Here is a 17,810-nt window from a genome sequence, read left to right on the forward strand (position 1 = left end):
GGCAGCTCACTGGCTGATCTGCCGCCCGGCCTCGACTTGGGACTCGAAGTAGCGCTGCCCGCTGAAGGCGATGGTGGCGATCAGCACGGTGGCGCCGACGAACACGGCCCCGACCACACCGAACACCACCAGCCAGCCGCTCGGGCGGACAGCCGCACCGGCGTTGTGGCGCGCGTTCCAGCGTTCGTCTGGCGTCAGGCCGTAGACGATCGCGGCCAGCATGCTCGCGGCCAGCGCCAGGCCCAGCAGCGGGATCAGCGCCCAGGCCAGGCGATCGTCCTGCCCCAGTTCGAGCATGCGCTCCACGCCGTACAGGCCCAGCAGCGTCGGCGGCACGTGCAGCCAGCCCCAGGCATCGCGCAGTCCGTGCAGGTAGAAGCGGTGGAGGCCCATGCTGCCGGCGATGAAGGCGAGCCAGGTCGCCAGCGTCTTGGAGCGCGGGATCATGAACGGCCTCCTGCCGGGGGGCAATCCGAAGGCGGCGTGGCATCGCCGTCGCCGAGCCTGCGCTGCATGATGACCACGTCGAGCCAACGGTCGAACTTCCAGCCGGCCGCGTGCATCGTGCCCACATCGGCGAAGCCGAGCGCGCGGTGCAGGCCGATCGACGCGGCATTGGTGCTGTCGCCGATCACGGCGAACATTTGCCTCGCGCCCCAGGCCTCGCAGCGGGCGATCAGCTCCGCCAGCAGCGCCCGGCCCACACCCTGGCGGTGTGCGTGCGGGGCCAGGTAGATCGAGTCCTCGAGTGCGAACCGGTAAGCCAGGCGCGGGCGGAAAGGCGCTGCGTAGGCATAGCCGAGCAGGTCGCCGTGGCGTTCGGCCACCAGCCAGGGCAAGCCCTTGGCGAGCACGTCGTCTCGGCGCCGGGCCATCTCCTCGAGGCTCGGGCCCTCCAGCTCGAAGGTGCCGCTGCCATGCCGGGCATGCCAGCCATAGAGGGCGGTGAGGGCCGGCAGGTCGGCGGCGGCGCTGGGCCGCAGCAGGAGCGCAGCGGCAGGGTAGGTGGCACTCATCGGGAACGAGTTTATAATGCGCGGTTTCGGTGGCGGCTTCGTCCATCTGCCGTGCAGCAATGCGCGACGATGGCCCGGAGCGTATCTACGACGCCGAGCACGGGCAGCGCGAGCTGCCGATGAACCGATTCGCCGGCCCCGCGTGTCCCGGGTGACGTGGATCCTGAACCAGACTCAAGGAAACAACATGGTCGTGATCCGACTCGCACGTGGCGGCTCCAAGAAGCGCCCCTTCTACAACATCGTCGCCGCCCCGGCCCGCATCCGTCGCGACGGCCGCTTCCTGGAGCGCGTCGGCTTCTACAACCCGGTCGCGGCCGGCGGCGAAGAGCCGCTGCGCGTCGCGTTCGACCGCATCGACCACTGGGTCAGCCACGGCGCCCAGTTGTCGCCGACTGTCGCGCGTCTGGTGAAGGACGCCAAGGCCAAGGTCGCGCCGGCGGCCTGATGCCGCTGCTGCAGCGACGAACGCCTGCCGCACTGTGAGCGCCTCCGTGCTCGACGACGAGGTCGTCTGGCCCGAGGATGCCATCGAGGTCGGGCGCATCGTCGATGCCTGGGGGATCAAGGGGGGCATCAAGGTGCTGCCCTTCTCCAGCGATCCCCAGGCGCTGTTCTCGTCGCGCCGCTGGTTCCTGCGGCCGCCCGAGAAGCCCATGGGGCCGAAGGCGGCCAAGCCGCTGCCGACGCTGCTGCGCATCACGAACGCCCGCGAGCAGGGTGATGTGATCGTGGCTACCGCTCAGGATGTCGCAGACCGCAACGCCGCCGAGGCCCTGCGGGGCTGCAGCGTGTTCGTGTCGCGCGCAAGCTTTCCCACTGCCGACGTCGACGAGTATTACTGGATCGACCTGATCGGGCTGGCTGTCGTCAATCGCGAAGGGCAGGCTCTGGGCAATGTGGCCGACCTGCTGGACACAGGGGCGCACAGCGTGCTGCGCGTCACCCAGGTCGAGACGGATGACCAGGGCCGGTCGCTGGAACGCGAGCGGCTCATTCCCTTCGTCGCGGCCTACATCGACGCGGTGAGCCTTGAGCAGCGTTGCATCACGGTTGACTGGGGTCTCGATTTCTGAGTCGACTGCGCGCCTCCTCGCCATGCGCTTCGACGTCCTGACGCTGTTCCCCGAACTGTTCGCTCCGTTCCAGGCCGTGGGCGTGACGCGCCGCGCCTTCGAGAGCGGCGCCATCGATCTGAAGCTCTGGCAGCCCCGTGACTTTGCCGACAATGCCTACCGCCGCGTCGATGACCGGCCCTACGGCGGTGGCCCCGGCATGGTGATGCTGGTCGAGCCGCTGGAGCGCGCCTTGGCCGCGGTGCGCGATGACCAAGCCGCTGCAGGGGCCGCTCGCACGCCGGTCCTGCTGTTCAGCCCGGCCGGCGCGCCGCTCACGCAGAGGCGCGTCGAAGCGCTGGCGTCCGAGGCAGGCGCGGTCCTGGTATGCGGTCGCTACGAAGGGATCGATCAGCGCTTCATCGACCGCCATGTCGACGAGGAACTGAGCCTCGGCGATTTTGTGTTGTCGGGCGGCGAACTGCCGGCCCTGGCCCTGGTCGATGCCGTGGCGCGCCTGCAGCCCGGCGTGCTGAACGACCAGACCTCGCATCAGCAGGACAGCTTTTCCGATGGCCTGCTGGACTGCCCGCACTACAGCCGCCCGGAGCATCTGGGAGACGCCGCCGCGGACGGCGTGCCGGCGACGCTGATGTCCGGCCATCATGCCGAGATCGCCCGCTGGCGGCGCGAGCGGCAGTTGGAACTGACGGCCAGGCGCCGCCCCGATCTGATCGCCGCTGCCCGCGCCCAGGGGCGGCTGACGAAGGCGGACGAACGCTACCTGCAGTCGCTGCCGGGACTTGGCCTATAATCTAAGGCTTTTCGATCCTCTACCCGGCCATTCAAAACAGCTCCCTTGCCAGGGAACGCGGCGCGGGCACGATCACTTGGAGAACCCATGGACCTGATCCAAACCCTCGAGCAGGAAGAGATTGCTCGCCTGAACAAGACCATTCCGGCCTTCGCGCCGGGCGACACGGTGATCGTCAGCGTCAACGTCGTCGAAGGCACGCGAAAGCGCCTGCAGGCCTACGAAGGCGTGGTCATCGCCAAGCGCAACCGCGGCCTGAACAGCTCGTTCATCGTGCGCAAGATCTCCAGTGGCGAAGGCGTCGAGCGGACTTTCCAGCTCTACAGCCCGCTGATCGCGTCGATCGAAGTCAAGCGCCGTGGCGACGTGCGCCGTGCCAAGCTGTACTACCTGCGCCAGCGCAGCGGCAAGTCGGCACGCATCAAGGAAAAGCTCGCCTGACCCTTGGGTCAGCCGCTCGCGGTCGCGTCAAAAACTGCCTCACCAAGAGCCGCCCTCCGGGCGGCTTTTTCGTTCCCGAACGCCTAAGCTCGCACTTCCATGCAACGCATTCCGATCATCGATCCCAGGGCCGTGCCGGTGGTCGGGCGCGATTCACACCTTTCTGCCGTGCCGCTCGATCGCTTCCTGCCGGCGGCACTGCGGCAGCGCTTCCTCGCGCCCCCCGCGTGGCAGGTCGAGTTCCCGGGCGATGGGCGGCTCATCGATCGGGAGCCCGCCAACGCCTCGGTGCTGTTGCCGCTCGTCGTCCGCGACGGAGGTCCGGCGGTGCTGCTGACGCAGCGCACCGACCACCTGACCGATCACGCCGGCCAGATCAGCTTTCCCGGCGGCCGCGCCGAGCCGGAGGACGCCGATGCGATCGCGACGGCGTTGCGCGAGACCGAGGAAGAGGTCGGCCTGCCGCGCCGACACATCGAGGTGATCGGCACGCTGCCGATCTACACCACGGTCACCAACTTCGTCGTCACGCCGGTCGTTGCACTGATCGAGCCCGGCTTCACGGCCCGGCCCGATCCCTTCGAGGTGGCCGAGGTGTTCGAGGTGCCGCTCGCCTTCCTGATGAACCCCGCGCACCATCAGCGCCACCTGTTCGAAGGCCCGGGCGGCCAGAGGTCGTTCTACTCGATGCCGTGGTACCCGACCCCCGAGTCCCCGGGCTATTTCATCTGGGGCGCGACCGCCGCGATGCTGCGCAACTTTTACCGCTTCCTCAGCGCCTGACGACGCGGCAGCTCGCCGTCGTCCGCGTCTTGCGAGGCGGGCGCCTCGGTATCATCGACCCATGAGTTTCTTCGCGGTCTTGCTGGCCCTCGTCATCGAGCAACTTCATCCCCTGCCACGCAGCAACGGCATCCACGACGCGATGGTGGTGTGGATCCGGTGGACCGGCCGCAACTTCGATGCCGGGCGCGATCACCATTCCTGGGTTGTCTGGATCATTACGGTGGTGCTGCCCGCGCTGCTGGTGTTCGCGGTGCACTTCGCACTGGCGCACTTCAGCATCCTGCTGGCGCTGGTGTGGGACGTGCTGGTGCTCTACCTCACGCTCGGTTTCCGGCAGTTCAGCCACTACTTCACCGACATCCGCGACGCGCTGGAGCGGGGCGACGAGATCGAAGCCCGCCGGCTGCTGGCTGAGTGGCGTCAGCTCGACGCCAGCGACCTGCCGCGCACCGAACTGCTGAGGCACGTGATCGAGCATTCGCTGGTCGCGGCGCATCGCCATGTGTTCGGCGTGTTCTTCTGGTTCGTGCTGCTGTCCACGCTCGGTCTGGGTCCGGCCGGCGCGGTGCTGTACCGCCTGGCCGAGTTCTCGAGCCGCTATTGGGCCTTCCGCAGCCGCACAGTGGGAGTGCCGATCAACGAGCGGCTGATGCAGCGCTCCCAGCAGTTGTTCGCCTGGATCGACCACCTGCCGGCGCGCCTCACGGCCTTCGGCTTCGCGGTGGTCGGAGATTTCGAGGCCGCGATCGAATGCTGGCGACGCGATGCCGGGCTGTGGCGGTCACGGAACGACGGCACCATCCTGGCGGCGGCAGCCGGTGCGGTCGGTGTGCGCCTGGGCGGCAGCGCGCCGCCGCCGCTGCAGACCGATCAATCCAAGGACTTCGCCACCGGCGCCAACCGGCAGGACACGGATGCAGTGGGCTCGACGCCTGGGCTCGCACCGGAACTCGGCCACCTTCGCAGCGTGGTGGGCCTGGTATGGCGCTCGGTGGTGCTGTGGATGCTGCTGCTGGCCTTGCTGAGCCTGGCCAACCTGATCGGCTGAGGCGCGGCGGCGGGGGGCCTCGTCAGGCCATTGGCGGCTGCTTGATGAAGGCGTCCACGTCGTCCAGCACCGGTGCCAGGAAGCGCAGCGGGCGCGCAAGCGCGCCCGCCAGTGTCACGTGATTCACTCGCTCGTAGAGATGCAGGCTGACGTTCGTGCCGTGTGACTCGAGGCGACGCGCGAGCTGAATGGTGTTGCGCTGCGGGTCGACCAACGAGTCCTTCGCGGCCGCGCCGAGAAAGCTGCGGATCGCGGCGCGATCGGCATACCGGATCGGCTGAGACTCGGGTGGAACCTCGGGGTGATGGAACACCGGGCGCACGTCGGGGTTGACGATCGGGATGAAGTCGTAGGGCCCGGCCAGGCCGATCCAGCCGGCCAGCTGCCGCGGAGTGCAGTGCTCGGCGGCCAGCCAGCGCGGGTCGAGCGCCAGCATCGCGGCGTTGTAGGCGCCAGCGCTGTGACCCATCACGAAGACCCGGCCGGCATCGCCTCCCAGTCCACGCGTCTCGCCCAGCGTCCACGCCAGTGCCGCAGCGCAGTCACGCAGGAAATCGGGATAGCTCACCTGCGGATAGAGGCGGTAGTCGGCGATGACGGTCAGCACGCCTCGCGAGGCGAGCGCCTCGCCGACGAAGCGGTAATCGGCTCGCTCGCCGTTGTTCCAGGAGCCGCCGTAGAAGAACAGGGCGACCGGGTGGCCCGCGCGGGTCGCCGCGCGGGTCGGCGTGTAGATGTCGAGGCGCTGCCGTGGGTCCGGGCCGTAGGGCAAGTCGGCCTTCAGCGTGTACGTATCCGAGTCAGCCAGCGCATTGAGTACACGCGTCGGCGCACAGGCGGTCAGGCCCAGCGCCAGGCCGGTCAGGCCGCCGGTCCGCAGCAACGTACGTCGCGAGTTCATTCGTAGAGGTACGCGCGTCGCCGGCGCCTGGATGCGGACCGGGTCAGCTACCGAGCCGTGTGCGATGCCGTGCGATCTGGAATCGCACCTGCGCCGGCGCGGTGCCGCCCAGCACCTGGCGCGCATCGAGCGAGCCGCGCAGCGTCAGCGCGGCATGGACATCGTCAGTGATCGCCGGATGGAAGGCCTGCAGGGCCGGCAACGGCAGCTCGCTCAGGTCGCGGCCCTGGGCGATCGCGGTCTTGACCGCATGGGCGACCACTTCGTGGGCATCCCGGAACGGCAAGCCCTTCTTCACCAGATAGTCGGCCAGGTCGGTCGCCGTCGCATAGCCCTTCAGCGCGGCGCGTTCCATCGCCTCGGGCTTGACGCTGATGCCGCCCACCAGTTCGGCGAAGATGCGCAGCGTGTCCTTCAGGGTGTCCACCGTGTCGAACAGTGGTTCCTTGTCTTCCTGGTTGTCCTTGTTGTAGGCCAGCGGCTGGCCCTTCATCAGCGTGATCAGCGCCATCAGGTGACCAACGACGCGGCCGGTCTTGCCGCGTGCCAGTTCGGGCACGTCGGGGTTCTTCTTCTGCGGCATGATCGACGAACCGGTGCAGAAGCGATCGGCCAAGTCGATGAAGCCGAAGCTCTGGCTCATCCACAGGATCAGCTCTTCACTCAGACGCGACACGTGCACCATGCACAGCGAGGCGGCAGCGGTGAACTCGATCGCGAAGTCGCGGTCGCTCACCGCGTCGAGCGAGTTCTGGCACACGCCGTCGAAACCCAGCGTGCGGGCGACGCGCTCGCGGTCGAGCGGGTAGCTGGTGCCGGCGAGCGCGGCGGCGCCGAGCGGCAGCCGGTTGACGCGCCGGCGCACGTCGAGCAGGCGCTCGGCATCGCGGGCAAACATCTCCACATAGGCCAGCAGGTGGTGCCCGAAGCTCACCGGCTGGGCCACCTGCAGGTGCGTGAAGCCCGGCAGGATGACTTCGGCATTCGGCTCGGCCACGTCGACCAGCGCACGCTGCAGCGCCGAGAGCAAGGCGCCGATCGCGTCAATCTCGCCGCGCAGCCACAGGCGCACGTCGGTCGCGACCTGGTCGTTGCGCGAGCGCCCGGTGTGCAGCCGCTTGCCGGCGTCGCCGACCAACTGGGTCAGGCGCGCCTCGATGTTGAGGTGCACGTCCTCGAGGTCGAGCTTCCACTCGAACGCTCCCGATTCGATCTCGGCCACGACCTGCGCCATGCCGCGGACGATGGCCGCGTGATCTTCAGCCGTCAGGATGCCCTGCGCCGCCAGCATCTCGGCGTGGGCGAGCGAGCCGTCGATGTCAGCCCGCCACAGGCGCTGGTCGAAATCGACGCTGGCGGTGTAGCGCTTCACCAGCTCGCTCATCGGTTCGGAGAACAGCGCCGACCAGGCCTGGGATTTCTTGTCGAGTTGGTTGTCGTTGCTCATGACCGGACCCGCCGGGCGGTGCTTGCTGCGGGTCGTGCAGGTTGTGGACAATCGATTGTAGGAGCCTGCCCCTCGTGACCCCCCCGATGCCTGCCGCCCATCCTGCCACCCGACCCGACGGTGGCGAGATCGCCGCGGCGGTCGACACCGCCCTGTTGAGCACCGGGTTCGGGGCGTTGGGGCCTGACAGCGGCCGTGATCCCGGCCGGCCTGCGGTCGTGCCCGAGCGCTTGGCTTTTGACGTCTGCCATGTTGGCGTGGTGTTGCGCGCGCTGCTGTTCGTGCACGGCGTGCTGGCGCTGGGTACGGCGTTCAGCGTCAGCGAGATCGCGCAGTGGGGCCTGCAGTTCGCCATCGCGTCCGGCGTCGCGATGCCGGCCTTGATGTGGTGGTTGCTGACGGCCTGCCTGGCGCGGCGCTGGTTGGCCCGGCGATCGGTGGCGCTGCAATGGACGCTGGCCACGCTGTGGGGTGGCGCATGCAGTGCCGCGGCATGGTGGCTTTGGAGCTGGATGCAGTGGTCCAACCCCCGGGCGGTGGATGGCCTGCACGCGGCGGCCGGGGCCGCCACCGGGGCCGCGATGGCCGCCGCGTTCTTTCAATGGCTGAGGCAGCGAGCGAGGCTGGAGCAGCCAGCCGCGACGCGGGCCCGGCTGGCCGAATTGCAGTCGCGAATCCGGCCGCACTTCCTGTTCAACACGCTGAACACGGCGATCGCGCTGGTCCGTGTCGATCCGTCCCGCGCGGAAGCCGTGCTGGAGGACCTGGCAGAGCTGTTTCGGGTCGCGCTGAGCGACACCGGCAGCCAGGCTGCGGCGACCCTGCGCGACGAGGTCGAGCTGGCGCGCCGCTATTTGGCGATCGAGCAGATCCGCTTCGGTGATCGGCTGCAGGTGCGCTGGGAGATCGATCCCGCAGGCGATGCGGCCCGATTGCCGCCATTGCTGCTGCAGCCGCTGGTCGAGAACGCGGTGAAGCACGGCGTCGAGCCGGCCGCGGCCGGCGGCCTGTTGCGCGTGAGGACGCGGTTGCGGCGAGGCCAGGTCGAGATCCTCGTGGCCAACAGCGTGCCGCAGCAGGCCTCGGTGCCGGGGCATGGCATCGCTCTGCGCAACGTGCACGAGCGCCTGCGGCTGATGCATGACGTGGCGGCGCATTTCCAGGCCGGACGGGACGGCGACGTGTACCGCGTGCAGATCACCGTGCCGCTATGAACACCCCCGCTGCGCCCCTGCGTGTGCTGATCGTCGATGACGAGCCGCTGGCGCGCCTGCGGCTCGCGCAACTGGTGCGGGAGGTGTCGGCGGGCGGCGACCCGGCCGCCGAGGTTGCGGGCGAACTGGGCCAGGCGCAGGCGGCGCTCGACTGGCTGGCGCGGCAGGATGCCGACGTGCTGCTGCTCGACATCCAGATGCCCGGGCTCGACGGCACGGCCTTGGCCGCCCGGCTGCAGGCCCTGCCGCGTCCGCCGGCGGTGGTGTTCGTGACGGCTCACGCCGAGCATGCGCTCCGCGCCTTCGAACTGGAGGCGACCGACTACCTGACCAAGCCGGTGCGGCGCGAGCGGTTGCAGGCGGCGCTCGTTCGGGTGGCGCGACGCTCGGCAGCGCCGGGGGCCACGGCGACGGTGCTGCCGGTGATCGTGGTCAGCGAGCGGGGACGGTTGGTGCGTGTGCCGGTGGCCGATGTGCTGTACCTCAAGGCGGAGCTGAAGTACGTGACCCTGCGCACCGCGACGCACACCTACGTGCTGGACGATGCGCTGAGCGAGATCGAACAGCGGCTCGGCGACAGCTTCCTGCGCGTGCACCGCAATGCGATCGTCGCCAAGGCCGCGGTCAGCGCGCTCGAACGTCGCGCCAGCGAGGAGGAGGGCGCCGAAGGATGGGCCGTGCGCGTCGGATCCTCCGGCGAGTGGCTCGCCGTGTCGCGGCGCCAGGTCGGTGCGGTACGCGAAGCGTTGACGGCCAGCGGTCTGTAGCGCGCGCACGCCGGGCGGCTGCGGCGAGGGCGCCACGGATAATCGGTGCAATGCATCCATCCGCCTTGCTCGACCTCGCCAGTGAACTGCTGCGAGCCGTTCTGAAGCTCGACGCGCCGGCCGACGGCGTGGTATCGGCCTACTTTCGCGAGCACCGCAGCCTGGGCCATCGGGAGCGCCATGCGCTGGCCGAGACCGTGTACGCGGTGCTGCGCCGGCGCCTGTTGTTCCAGCACCTGGCGCAATCCGGGCAGGGGTCGATGGAGCGACGTCTGGTCCTGCTGGGCTGGCAGGGCGGCGACGGCATTCTGCAGGCCCACGCTTCACCGCCGGAGCGCGAGTGGTTGGCGCGAGCGCGGGCGATCGACGTCGACACCCTGCCCGAGAAACTGCGCCACAACCTGCCGGACTGGCTGGCGACGCCGCTCAAGGGCGTGCTGGGCGAGTCTGAGTTCTGGGCACTGGCGGCCAGCCTCAATGCTGCTGCGCCGCTCGATCTGCGCGTGAATGCCTTGCAAGCCAAGCGCGAGGATGTGGCGGCGGCCCTGGCCGAGGCCGGCATCGAGGCCGGCGCCACGCCGCATTCGCCCTGGGGACTGCGAATCCGGGGCAAGCCGGCGTTGAACAAGCTCGAGCTCTTCAAGCGCGGCGACGTGGAGGTGCAGGACGAAGGCAGCCAGTTGCTCGCGCTGCTGACCGAGGCGCGGCGCGGCGAGATGGTGGTCGACTTCTGCGCGGGAGCGGGGGGCAAGACGCTGGCACTCGGCGCGATGATGCGCAACACGGGCCGCCTCTATGCCTTCGACGTGTCCGGGCATCGGCTCGACGCACTGAAACCGCGTCTGGCGCGCAGCGGCCTGTCGAATGTCTACCCGGTGCAGATCGCTCACGAGCGTGACGACCGCATCAAGCGGCTGTCGGGCAAGATCGACCGCGTGCTGGTCGATGCGCCCTGTTCCGGCTTGGGTACCCTGCGCCGCAACCCCGATCTGAAGTGGCGCCAGTCGCCCAAGGCGATAGAGGAACTGCGCGTGAAGCAGGCAGCGATCCTGGCCAGTGCGGCACGGCTGCTCAAACCGGGCGGGCGGCTGGTCTACGCCACCTGCAGCCTGCTGGCCAGCGAGAACGAGGCCATCGCCGAGGCATTCTCCACAGAGCATCCAGGCTTCGAAGCACTGGCCGTCCAGCCGGTTCTGGAGTGTTGCAAGGTCGGCGATGCAGGGACGCTGGTGCAGGATGGCTTTCTTCGTCTTTGGCCTCATCGGCACGCAACGGATGGCTTTTTTGCAGCAATTTGGCTGAAAAAATAAAGAAATTCCATTGAAACAGTCGCCGCAGAACTTGCTCCAAGGCAAACAACCCCGGGAAAGTCCGTAGTTTCCCCGGGCCTTTCAGCAAGCCGACATTTACAATGCGGCGGCAATTCAAAGGATGGCGATGGAACTGGTTTCGACGATGTGGAATGGCGCGATCAACGGCTTGGCCCACGGGTGGTTGCACGCGACCTGGTGGCAGGTGCTGCTGTGCACGCTCGTGTTCACGCACGTCACCATCGCCGCGGTGACGATCTACCTGCACCGCTCGCAGGCCCATCGCGCGCTGGATCTCCACCCGGCCGTGGCGCATTTCTTCCGTCTCTGGCTGTGGCTGAGCACCGGCATGGTCACCAAGGAATGGGTGGCGATCCACCGCAAGCACCACGCCAAGTGCGAGACCGAAGACGACCCGCACAGCCCGCAGACGCGTGGCATCAAGAAGGTGCTGCTCGAAGGGGCGGAGCTTTATCGCGCCGAGGCCAAGAATGCCGAGACCCTCAGCAAGTTCAGCCACGGCACGCCCGACGATTGGGTCGAGCGTAACCTGTACACCCGATACAGCTGGCAGGGAGTGGGTGTCATGCTGCTGGTGAACGTGTTCCTGTTCGGCGCGGCGGGTCTGACCGTCTGGGCCGTTCAGATGATGTGGATCCCGATCAACGCGGCCGGCATCATCAACGGCCTCGGGCACTTCTGGGGCTACCGCAACTTCGAGGCGCCCGATGCCTCGACGAACGTGTCGCCCTGGGGCGTGATCATCGGCGGCGAGGAGTTGCACAACAACCACCACACCTACCCGACCTCGGCAAAGTTCTCGATCAAGCCCTATGAGTTCGACATCGGCTGGGTCTATATCTCGGTGCTGGTCAAGTGCGGTCTGGCTTCAGTGCGCAAGACGGCGCCGAAGCTGGCGCTCGGCACCATCCGGCCGGTGGCGGACAGCCAGACGCTCGAGGCGATCATCGCCCATCGTTATGAATTGATGGCGGGCTACGGCCGTGAATTGAAGGCGGCCTGTCGCGTTGAACTGGCGCGCCTGAAGGCCGAAGGCCAGCAGCATTCGCCGAAGTGGAACCAGCTTCATCTGGCGCATCGCTGGCTGCACCGTGATGACGATCGCATTCCGCAAGCCGTGCGCCTGCAAGTGGAAACGGCGCGCGCGGAACACCCGGTGCTCGACAAGCTCGTCACGATGCGCGAAGAGTTGCGGCAGTTGTGGACCCGTACCAACGTGTCGGCCGAACAACTCGTGGCCGATCTTCAGGCGTGGTGCAAGAAGGCCGAGGAGAGCGGCATCGCCGCGCTGCAGGAGTTTGCGCTGCGACTGCGTTCCGCACACGCCTGAGGCGCTGATCGGGCTGAACGAAACAAGGCGCCTGCGGGCGCCTTTTTCGTGGGCGGCACGGAGGATTGCGAATGGGCGGACAACAAAAAACCCGCCGAGCCAAGAGGCCGGGCGGGTTTCGCGACCGCGCGAAGCCTTACTTCAGCTTCACTTCCTTGTAGGCGACGTGCTTGCGCGCCTTTGGGTCGAACTTCATCAGCTCCATCTTCTCGGGATGCAGCTTCTTGTTCTTGTCGGTCGTGTAGAAGTGACCGGTGCCGGCTGTCGATTCCAGCTTGATCTTTTCGCGTCCACCTTTTGCCATGATCAGCTCCCGGGGTTCAGAGTTCGCCCTTGGCACGCAGGTCGGAGACGACCTGTTCGATGCCGACCTTGTCGATGAGCCGCAGTGCCGCGTTGGTCACGCGCAGGCGCACCCAGCGGTTCTCGGTCTCGAGCCAGAAGCGGCGGTACTGCAGGTTCGGCAGGAAGCGACGCTTGGTTTTGTTGTTGGCGTGGGAGACGTTGTTCCCCACCATCGGGCCCTTGCCCGTGACTTGACAGACGCGCGCCATGACGCTTCTCCGTTCGATGTGATGCAACACAGTGCGCAGAGCAGGTGAGGTGACTGGCAACCCGCCTGATGCGTACCCTTCCGGGCCTGCAGCCCGCGCAGCGCGGGCCCAAGGCACCGGGCCCTGTTCGGCAAAGACTGCGATTATAGCCAGAACTCTGCCAGTCTCGACGATCCCAGGCCGTCGAGCGGACGATCAGCCCTGTTCGAGGAAGCGCTGGGCGTCCAGCGCGGCCATGCAGCCGGTGCCGGCGCTGGTGATGGCCTGCCGGTAGACGTGGTCCTGCACGTCGCCGGCCGCGAACACGCCGGGCACGCTGGTCATCGTGGCAAAGCCGTTCAGCCCGGTACGGGTGATGATGTAGCCGTCCTTCATCTCCAACTGGCCCTGGAAGATCTCGGTGTTCGGCCGGTGGCCGATGGCGATGAAGCAGCCCTTGAGCATCAGGTCCTGCGTCTCGCCGGTCTGGGTGTTCTTCAGGCGCACGCCGGTCACGCCGCTGCTGTCGCCCAGCACCTCGTCGAGCACATGGAAGAGCTTGAGTTCGATCTTGCCGGCCGCGACCTTCTCCATCAGCTTGTCCACCAGGATGGCTTCGGCCTTGAACTTGTCGCGCCGGTGCACCAGCGTGACCTTGCTGGCGATGTTCGACAGGTAGAGCGCCTCTTCGACGGCGGTGTTACCCCCGCCGATCACGCAGACCTCCTGGTCGCGGTAGAAGAAGCCGTCGCACGTGGCGCAGCCGCTGACGCCGCGGCCCATGAAGGCTTCCTCGGACGGGAGGCCCAAGTACATGGCCGAGGCGCCCGTCGCCAGGATCAGCGCATCGCAGGTGTAGCGGCCCGAGTCCCCGGTGAGCGTGAAGGGTCGCTTGGAGAAATCGACGGCATTGATGTGGTCGAACACGACCTGCGTCTTGAAGCGCTCGGCGTGCTCCAGGAAGCGCTGCATCAGCTCCGGGCCCTGCACGCCGTGCACGTCGGCCGGCCAGTTGTCCACCTCGGTGGTGGTCATCAGTTGCCCGCCCTGGGCCATGCCGGTGATCAGAACCGGCTCCAGGTTGGCGCGGGCCGCGTAGACGGCAGCTGTGTAGCCGGCCGGACCGGAGCCGAGGATCAGGACGCGGGCATGCAGGGGAGTGGTCATGGCGGAGGGCTCGAAGGCAGGTGAAGACGTTGTTGGGGGGCCAAATCGGCGACGATCCGTGTTGGTAAGCGCTGACCGTCGGTTAGAGTTCGCATCGGTAAGATTTCACAGCCCGGGGCTGGCTTGCAGCGCAGGACGGAATTGTAGGTAGAGCTGCGAGCAGTCCGCGTCAAGGGGGCCAATGGCCTCGATAGTCCAACCAGACCGAAGGATGCCGCGATGGCCATGTTGTCCAACCTCGACCTGATCCGGCGCGTGCCGCTGTTCTCGCTGCTCACCGGCGAGCAGGCGCAGTCCATCGCCGAGGGCGTGGTCAAGCGTCGCTACCGCCGCGGCGAAGTGATCGTCGAGCAGGGCACCAAGTCGAACGCGTTGTACATCCTGCTGACCGGCCGGGCGCGCGTGGTCACGGCCGATGCGCGCGGCCGCGAAGTCATCCTCGCCGTGCTGCAGCCCGGCGACTACCTGGGCGAGATGAGCCTGATCGACAACGAACCGCACTCGGCCACCGTGCGCGCCGAGGTCCAGTGCGACGTGCTGGTGCTCGGGCGCCCCGAATTCGCGCGCTGCCTGCCGGAGAACTCCAGCCTGTCCTACGCGATCATGCGCGGCCTCGTCGCCCGCTTGCGTGCCGCGGACCGGCAGATCGAGTCGCTGGCGTTGCTGGATGTGTACGGTCGCGTCGCGCGCGCGCTGCTCGACATGTCGGAAGAAGGCGCCGAGTACAAACTGATCCGCAACAAGGTCTCGCGGCAGGATCTGGCCAAGGTGGTGGGTGCCTCGCGCGAGATGGTCAGCCGCGTGATGAAGGACCTGGAGGAGCGCGGCTTCATCCAGACGCAGGAGAACGGCTCGGTGCACATCATGGAGCGCCTGGCGCACCGTTGATGTTCGGGCGTCGCCAGAGCCGGGCGCGGATGCCGTCGCGTCCCAACAGTCCGACACAGGGCCCGCAGTCGCTTCGGCCACAATCTGCGGCATGAGTTTTCCGCTGGGTTCCCTGAGCAAGGACGCCGTGCCGCGTGACGGCGTCGCCGAATTTTCCGCGCCACGCTGGCGACTGCAGTTCGCCGTCGTCTTCGGTGGCGTGCTGTGGCTGCTGGCCCTGCTGGCGCTGGCAACGCACAGCGGCAACGACCCGGCTTGGTCCACCTCCGGCATGGCCGACGAGATGCACAACCGGGCCGGCGTGCTCGGCGCCTGGTTTGCCGACATCGCCTTCTTCTTGTTCGGCTATTCGGTCTGGTGGGCGCTGCTGATCGCCGGGCGCGCCTGGCTCAGCGCACTCGCCCGGCTGCTGCGGGCCGAGGACACGCCTGCGCGCAGCGATGTCGTGGCGGCACGGCCGGCCTGGCTGTTCTGGCTCGGGCTGGTGCTGGTGCTGGCGGCCAGCTGCTCCCTGGAGTGGACCCGCCTGTACCAGTGGGAATCGCGCCTGCCGGGCGGACACGGCGGTGGCGTCTTGGGCTATGCGCTCGGCGGCCTCAGCATGAAGGCCATCGGCTTCACCGGCTCCGGCGTGTTCTGGATCGCCGCGCTCGTGCTCGGTCTGCCTCTGGCGCTGCGCTTCTCGTGGTCGGCCGTGGCCGAGCAGCTCGGCTCGGTGCTGGAAGGGCTGCGCGAGAAGCGCCAGGAGCGCATCGAGCGTGCCGAGGACATCCGCCTCGGCGAGCAGGCGATGCGCGAGCGCGAGCATGTCGTCGAGATCGAGCGCGAGCAGCTCGACGATCACGCGCCGCTGCTGATCGAGCCCACTGTGATCGAGCTGCCCAGGAGCGAGCGCGTCGCCAAGGAGAAGCAAAAGCCGCTGTTCACCGAGCTGGCCGACACCAAGCTGCCGCAGGTGGACCTGCTCGACGCGGTGCCCGGCCGCATGGAAACCATGACGCCCGAGTCGCTCGAGATGACTTCGCGGTTGATCGAGAAGAAGCTCAAGGATTTCGGCGTTGAGGTGCGCGTTGTAGCCGCGTCGCCGGGCCCGGTGATCACCCGCTACGAGATCGAGCCGGCCACCGGCGTGAAGGGTTCGCAGATCGTCAACCTGGCCAAGGACCTGGCCCGCTCGCTCAGCCTCGTGAGCATCCGCGTCGTCGAGACCATCCCCGGCAAGAACTACATGGCGCTCGAGCTGCCGAACGCCAAGCGCCAGACCATCCGGCTGTCCGAGATCCTCGGTTCGCAGGCCTACAACGACGCGAGTTCGATGCTCACCATGGGCATGGGCAAGGACATCGTCGGTGGGCCGGTCGTGGCCGACCTCGCGAAGATGCCGCACGTGCTGGTGGCCGGTACCACCGGCTCGGGCAAGTCGGTCGGCATCAACGCGATGATCCTGAGCCTGCTCTACAAGGCTGAGGCGCGCGACGTGCGGCTGATCATGATCGATCCGAAGATGCTCGAGATGAGCGTCTACGAAGGGATCCCGCACCTGCTGTGCCCGGTGGTCACCGACATGAAGCAGGCTGCCAACGCGCTGAACTGGGGCGTGGGCGAGATGGAGCGCCGCTACAAGCTGATGAGCAAGCTCGGCGTGCGCAATCTCGCCGGCTACAACAAGAAGATCGACGAGGCCTCGACCAAGGGAGAGAAGCTACCCAACCCCTTCAGCCTCACGCCGGAGGCGCCCGAGCCGCTGGAGCGCCTGCCGCACGTCGTGATTGTGATCGACGAGTTGGCCGACCTGATGATGGTGATCGGCAAGAAGATCGAGGAACTGATCGCCCGCCTGGCACAGAAGGCGCGCGCCGCCGGCATCCACCTGATTCTGGCCACGCAGCGGCCCAGCGTCGACGTGATCACCGGGCTGATCAAGGCGAACATCCCGACCCGCATCGCCTTCCAGGTGAGCAGCAAGATCGATTCGCGCACCATCCTCGACCAGATGGGCGCCGAGGCGCTGCTCGGCATGGGCGACATGCTCTACATGCCCTCGGGCACCGGCCTGCCGATCCGCGTGCACGGCGCCTTCGTCAGCGACGAGGAAGTGCACCGCGTGGCCGACTACCTGCGCAGTCAGGGCCAGCCGAACTACATCGAGGGCATCCTCGAGGGCGGCACGCTCGATGACGAGTCGGGTGCGGGCGGCGAGGGCGGCGGCACGTCGGACGGAGAGGCCGACCCGATGTACGACCAGGCCGTGGGCATCGTGCTGCAGCACAAGCGGGCCTCGATCTCGCTGGTGCAGCGCCACCTGCGCATCGGCTACAACCGTGCGGCGCGCCTGCTGGAACAAATGGAGAAATCCGGACTCGTATCCAGCATGGCCACCAATGGAAATCGCGACCTGCTCGTGCCGGTGCGGAACGCCGAATGAGGCGGGGTCGTGTCTGGCTGGCGGCGCTGTGCCTCGCCGCAGGCGCAGCGCACGCGGATGCGATCGACACGCTCAAGGGATTCGTTGCCGAGGTGAAGACAGGGCGCGCGGCCTTCACGCAGACGGTCACCTCGCCCGATGGCGCGAAGAAGAAGTCTTCGAGCGGCAGCTTCGAGTTTTCCCGGCCCAACCGATTCCGCTTTGCCTACACCAAGCCGTACGAGCAGCTGATCGTCTCGGACGGCCAGAAGGTCTGGCTGCACGATCCCGACCTGAACCAGGTCACGGTGCGGCCCGTTGGCCAGGCGCTCGGCGCCACGCCGGCCGCCCTGCTGGCCGGTGCCTCCCTAGAGAAGGATTTCGAACTCAAGGCGCTGCCCGACGACGGGGGCCTGCAGTGGGCCCAGGCCCTGCCGCGGGTGAAGGAAGGGTCCTTCCAGTCGCTGAAGGTCGGGTTCCGCGGCAAGACGCTGGCCGCGGTCGAGATCGTCGATGCCTTTGGCCAGCGATCTCGGCTCGAGTTCAGCCAGTTCGAGGCTGACGCGAAGCTGCCTGCCGACCGGTTCGGCTTCACGCCGCCGGCCGGCGCCGACGTCATCGCGCAGTAGCCGCGTACGCCGGGGCGCAGATCTCCCCGCTGCGACAAT

20 protein-coding genes are annotated in these 17,810 nt (G+C 67.7%); 13 read left to right on the forward strand and 7 right to left on the reverse strand.

The features are described 5' to 3' along the window. Nucleotides 1–6: 6 nt before the first annotated feature. Together MPE_RS05525 and MPE_RS05530 are read right to left on the reverse strand one after the other, a co-directional pair. Complete coding sequence (locus tag MPE_RS05525; protein ID WP_011828700.1) at nucleotides 7–447, reverse strand: TM2 domain-containing protein; 441 nt, start codon at nucleotides 445–447, stop codon at nucleotides 7–9. Next, nucleotides 444–1,016, reverse strand: coding sequence for a GNAT family N-acetyltransferase (locus MPE_RS05530; protein ID WP_011828701.1), 573 nt, complete (start codon nucleotides 1,014–1,016; stop codon nucleotides 444–446). Before MPE_RS05530 ends, MPE_RS05525 begins: the two co-directional genes overlap by 4 nt. Before the next feature lie 187 nt (nucleotides 1,017–1,203). Between MPE_RS05530 and rpsP the strand changes: the two genes are divergently transcribed. From rpsP to MPE_RS05560, 6 genes are all read left to right on the forward strand, one after another. After that, the gene (gene rpsP, locus MPE_RS05535; protein WP_011828702.1) at nucleotides 1,204–1,464 is read left to right on the forward strand and encodes a 30S ribosomal protein S16; all 261 of its coding nucleotides are present in this window, start codon (nucleotides 1,204–1,206) and stop codon (nucleotides 1,462–1,464) included. A gap of 46 nt (nucleotides 1,465–1,510) precedes the next feature. Continuing rightward, on the forward strand, nucleotides 1,511–2,092 hold the full coding sequence (rimM, locus tag MPE_RS05540; RefSeq protein ID WP_011828703.1) for a ribosome maturation factor RimM: 582 nt from the start codon (nucleotides 1,511–1,513) through the stop codon (nucleotides 2,090–2,092). Nucleotides 2,093–2,114: 22 nt separating this feature from the next. Then, nucleotides 2,115–2,885 (forward strand): tRNA (guanosine(37)-N1)-methyltransferase TrmD, encoded by a 771-nt coding sequence (gene trmD, locus MPE_RS05545; RefSeq protein WP_011828704.1) that lies wholly within the window; start codon nucleotides 2,115–2,117, stop codon nucleotides 2,883–2,885. Nucleotides 2,886–2,972: 87 nt separating this feature from the next. Then, entirely contained in the window at nucleotides 2,973–3,326 is a 354-nt protein-coding gene (gene rplS, locus MPE_RS05550; RefSeq protein ID WP_011828705.1) for a 50S ribosomal protein L19, read from the forward strand. A gap of 99 nt (nucleotides 3,327–3,425) precedes the next feature. Then, nucleotides 3,426–4,109 carry a CoA pyrophosphatase gene (locus MPE_RS05555; RefSeq protein WP_011828706.1) on the forward strand — a complete coding sequence of 228 codons (684 nt, stop codon included), beginning with the start codon at nucleotides 3,426–3,428 and terminating at the stop codon, nucleotides 4,107–4,109. Between the two features lie 61 nt (nucleotides 4,110–4,170). Then, on the forward strand, nucleotides 4,171–5,160 hold the full coding sequence (locus MPE_RS05560; protein WP_011828707.1) for a CobD/CbiB family protein: 990 nt from the start codon (nucleotides 4,171–4,173) through the stop codon (nucleotides 5,158–5,160). Between the two features lie 22 nt (nucleotides 5,161–5,182). Here the strand turns inward: MPE_RS05560 and MPE_RS05565 are convergent, their stop codons facing one another. Both MPE_RS05565 and argH read right to left on the reverse strand, forming a co-directional pair. Then, nucleotides 5,183–6,061, reverse strand: a complete 879-nt coding sequence (locus MPE_RS05565; RefSeq protein WP_011828708.1) for an alpha/beta hydrolase — start codon at nucleotides 6,059–6,061, stop codon at nucleotides 5,183–5,185. A gap of 43 nt (nucleotides 6,062–6,104) precedes the next feature. Next, nucleotides 6,105–7,508: an argininosuccinate lyase gene (gene argH, locus MPE_RS05570; protein ID WP_011828709.1), complete on the reverse strand. Its 1,404-nt coding sequence runs from the start codon at nucleotides 7,506–7,508 to the stop codon at nucleotides 6,105–6,107. Between the two features lie 41 nt (nucleotides 7,509–7,549). Here argH and MPE_RS05575 point away from each other — a divergent pair, with 41 nt between their 5' ends. The 4 genes from MPE_RS05575 (at nucleotide 7,550) to MPE_RS05590 (ending at nucleotide 12,150) form a co-directional block, all read left to right on the forward strand. Further along, nucleotides 7,550–8,722, forward strand: coding sequence for a sensor histidine kinase (locus MPE_RS05575; RefSeq protein WP_237706372.1), 1,173 nt, complete (start codon nucleotides 7,550–7,552; stop codon nucleotides 8,720–8,722). After that, nucleotides 8,719–9,489: a LytR/AlgR family response regulator transcription factor gene (locus MPE_RS05580; RefSeq protein WP_011828711.1), complete on the forward strand. Its 771-nt coding sequence runs from the start codon at nucleotides 8,719–8,721 to the stop codon at nucleotides 9,487–9,489. The genes MPE_RS05575 and MPE_RS05580 overlap by 4 nt, the downstream gene beginning before the upstream one ends. 50 nt (nucleotides 9,490–9,539) lie before the next feature. Next, nucleotides 9,540–10,799 carry an RsmB/NOP family class I SAM-dependent RNA methyltransferase gene (locus MPE_RS05585; RefSeq protein ID WP_011828712.1) on the forward strand — a complete coding sequence of 420 codons (1,260 nt, stop codon included), beginning with the start codon at nucleotides 9,540–9,542 and terminating at the stop codon, nucleotides 10,797–10,799. A gap of 127 nt (nucleotides 10,800–10,926) precedes the next feature. After that, complete coding sequence (locus MPE_RS05590; protein WP_011828713.1) at nucleotides 10,927–12,150, forward strand: DesA family fatty acid desaturase; 1,224 nt, start codon at nucleotides 10,927–10,929, stop codon at nucleotides 12,148–12,150. Between the two features lie 136 nt (nucleotides 12,151–12,286). Here the strand turns inward: MPE_RS05590 and rpmG are convergent, their stop codons facing one another. The 3 genes from rpmG to trxB all read right to left on the reverse strand — a co-directional run bounded on the left by rpmG (nucleotide 12,287) and on the right by trxB (nucleotide 13,850). Then, nucleotides 12,287–12,454, reverse strand: a complete 168-nt coding sequence (gene rpmG, locus MPE_RS05595; protein WP_011828714.1) for a 50S ribosomal protein L33 — start codon at nucleotides 12,452–12,454, stop codon at nucleotides 12,287–12,289. Nucleotides 12,455–12,470: 16 nt separating this feature from the next. Then, nucleotides 12,471–12,704, reverse strand: a complete 234-nt coding sequence (rpmB, locus tag MPE_RS05600; protein ID WP_011828715.1) for a 50S ribosomal protein L28 — start codon at nucleotides 12,702–12,704, stop codon at nucleotides 12,471–12,473. Nucleotides 12,705–12,899: 195 nt separating this feature from the next. Next, nucleotides 12,900–13,850 (reverse strand): thioredoxin-disulfide reductase, encoded by a 951-nt coding sequence (gene trxB / locus MPE_RS05605; protein WP_011828716.1) that lies wholly within the window; start codon nucleotides 13,848–13,850, stop codon nucleotides 12,900–12,902. A gap of 219 nt (nucleotides 13,851–14,069) precedes the next feature. On the opposite strand from trxB, the gene MPE_RS05610 reads away from it, so the two are divergent. The 3 genes from MPE_RS05610 (at nucleotide 14,070) to lolA (ending at nucleotide 17,771) form a co-directional block, all read left to right on the forward strand. Further along, entirely contained in the window at nucleotides 14,070–14,738 is a 669-nt protein-coding gene (locus MPE_RS05610) for a Crp/Fnr family transcriptional regulator (RefSeq protein ID WP_011828717.1), read from the forward strand. A gap of 91 nt (nucleotides 14,739–14,829) precedes the next feature. Further along, a complete protein-coding gene (locus MPE_RS05615) occupies nucleotides 14,830–17,163 on the forward strand; it encodes a DNA translocase FtsK (RefSeq protein ID WP_011828718.1) in 2,334 nt (777 codons plus the stop codon). Beyond that, nucleotides 17,160–17,771 carry an outer membrane lipoprotein periplasmic chaperone LolA gene (lolA, locus tag MPE_RS05620; RefSeq protein WP_011828719.1) on the forward strand — a complete coding sequence of 204 codons (612 nt, stop codon included), beginning with the start codon at nucleotides 17,160–17,162 and terminating at the stop codon, nucleotides 17,769–17,771. The genes MPE_RS05615 and lolA overlap by 4 nt, the downstream gene beginning before the upstream one ends. Nucleotides 17,772–17,810 lie beyond the last annotated feature (39 nt).

The organism is Methylibium petroleiphilum PM1 (genome assembly GCF_000015725.1).
Classification (GTDB): domain Bacteria; phylum Pseudomonadota; class Gammaproteobacteria; order Burkholderiales; family Burkholderiaceae_C; genus Methylibium; species Methylibium petroleiphilum.

What these genes read in the sequence shown, in the direction of transcription:
- MPE_RS05525 (WP_011828700.1), bottom strand. Translation starts at nt 447, where the DNA reads ATGATCCCGCGCTCCAAGACGCTGGCGACCTGGCTCGCCTTCATCGCC.
- MPE_RS05530 (WP_011828701.1), bottom strand. Translation starts at nt 1,016, where the DNA reads ATGAGTGCCACCTACCCTGCCGCTGCGCTCCTGCTGCGGCCCAGCGCC.
- rpsP (WP_011828702.1), top strand. Translation starts at nt 1,204, where the DNA reads ATGGTCGTGATCCGACTCGCACGTGGCGGCTCCAAGAAGCGCCCCTTC.
- trmD (WP_011828704.1), top strand. Translation starts at nt 2,115, where the DNA reads ATGCGCTTCGACGTCCTGACGCTGTTCCCCGAACTGTTCGCTCCGTTC.
- rplS (WP_011828705.1), top strand. Translation starts at nt 2,973, where the DNA reads ATGGACCTGATCCAAACCCTCGAGCAGGAAGAGATTGCTCGCCTGAAC.
- MPE_RS05555 (WP_011828706.1), top strand. Translation starts at nt 3,426, where the DNA reads ATGCAACGCATTCCGATCATCGATCCCAGGGCCGTGCCGGTGGTCGGG.
- MPE_RS05560 (WP_011828707.1), top strand. Translation starts at nt 4,171, where the DNA reads ATGAGTTTCTTCGCGGTCTTGCTGGCCCTCGTCATCGAGCAACTTCAT.
- MPE_RS05565 (WP_011828708.1), bottom strand. Translation starts at nt 6,061, where the DNA reads ATGAACTCGCGACGTACGTTGCTGCGGACCGGCGGCCTGACCGGCCTG.
- argH (WP_011828709.1), bottom strand. Translation starts at nt 7,508, where the DNA reads ATGAGCAACGACAACCAACTCGACAAGAAATCCCAGGCCTGGTCGGCG.
- MPE_RS05580 (WP_011828711.1), top strand. Translation starts at nt 8,719, where the DNA reads ATGAACACCCCCGCTGCGCCCCTGCGTGTGCTGATCGTCGATGACGAG.
- MPE_RS05585 (WP_011828712.1), top strand. Translation starts at nt 9,540, where the DNA reads ATGCATCCATCCGCCTTGCTCGACCTCGCCAGTGAACTGCTGCGAGCC.
- MPE_RS05590 (WP_011828713.1), top strand. Translation starts at nt 10,927, where the DNA reads ATGGAACTGGTTTCGACGATGTGGAATGGCGCGATCAACGGCTTGGCC.
- rpmG (WP_011828714.1), bottom strand. Translation starts at nt 12,454, where the DNA reads ATGGCAAAAGGTGGACGCGAAAAGATCAAGCTGGAATCGACAGCCGGC.
- rpmB (WP_011828715.1), bottom strand. Translation starts at nt 12,704, where the DNA reads ATGGCGCGCGTCTGTCAAGTCACGGGCAAGGGCCCGATGGTGGGGAAC.
- trxB (WP_011828716.1), bottom strand. Translation starts at nt 13,850, where the DNA reads ATGACCACTCCCCTGCATGCCCGCGTCCTGATCCTCGGCTCCGGTCCG.
- MPE_RS05610 (WP_011828717.1), top strand. Translation starts at nt 14,070, where the DNA reads ATGGCCATGTTGTCCAACCTCGACCTGATCCGGCGCGTGCCGCTGTTC.
- MPE_RS05615 (WP_011828718.1), top strand. Translation starts at nt 14,830, where the DNA reads ATGAGTTTTCCGCTGGGTTCCCTGAGCAAGGACGCCGTGCCGCGTGAC.
- lolA (WP_011828719.1), top strand. Translation starts at nt 17,160, where the DNA reads ATGAGGCGGGGTCGTGTCTGGCTGGCGGCGCTGTGCCTCGCCGCAGGC.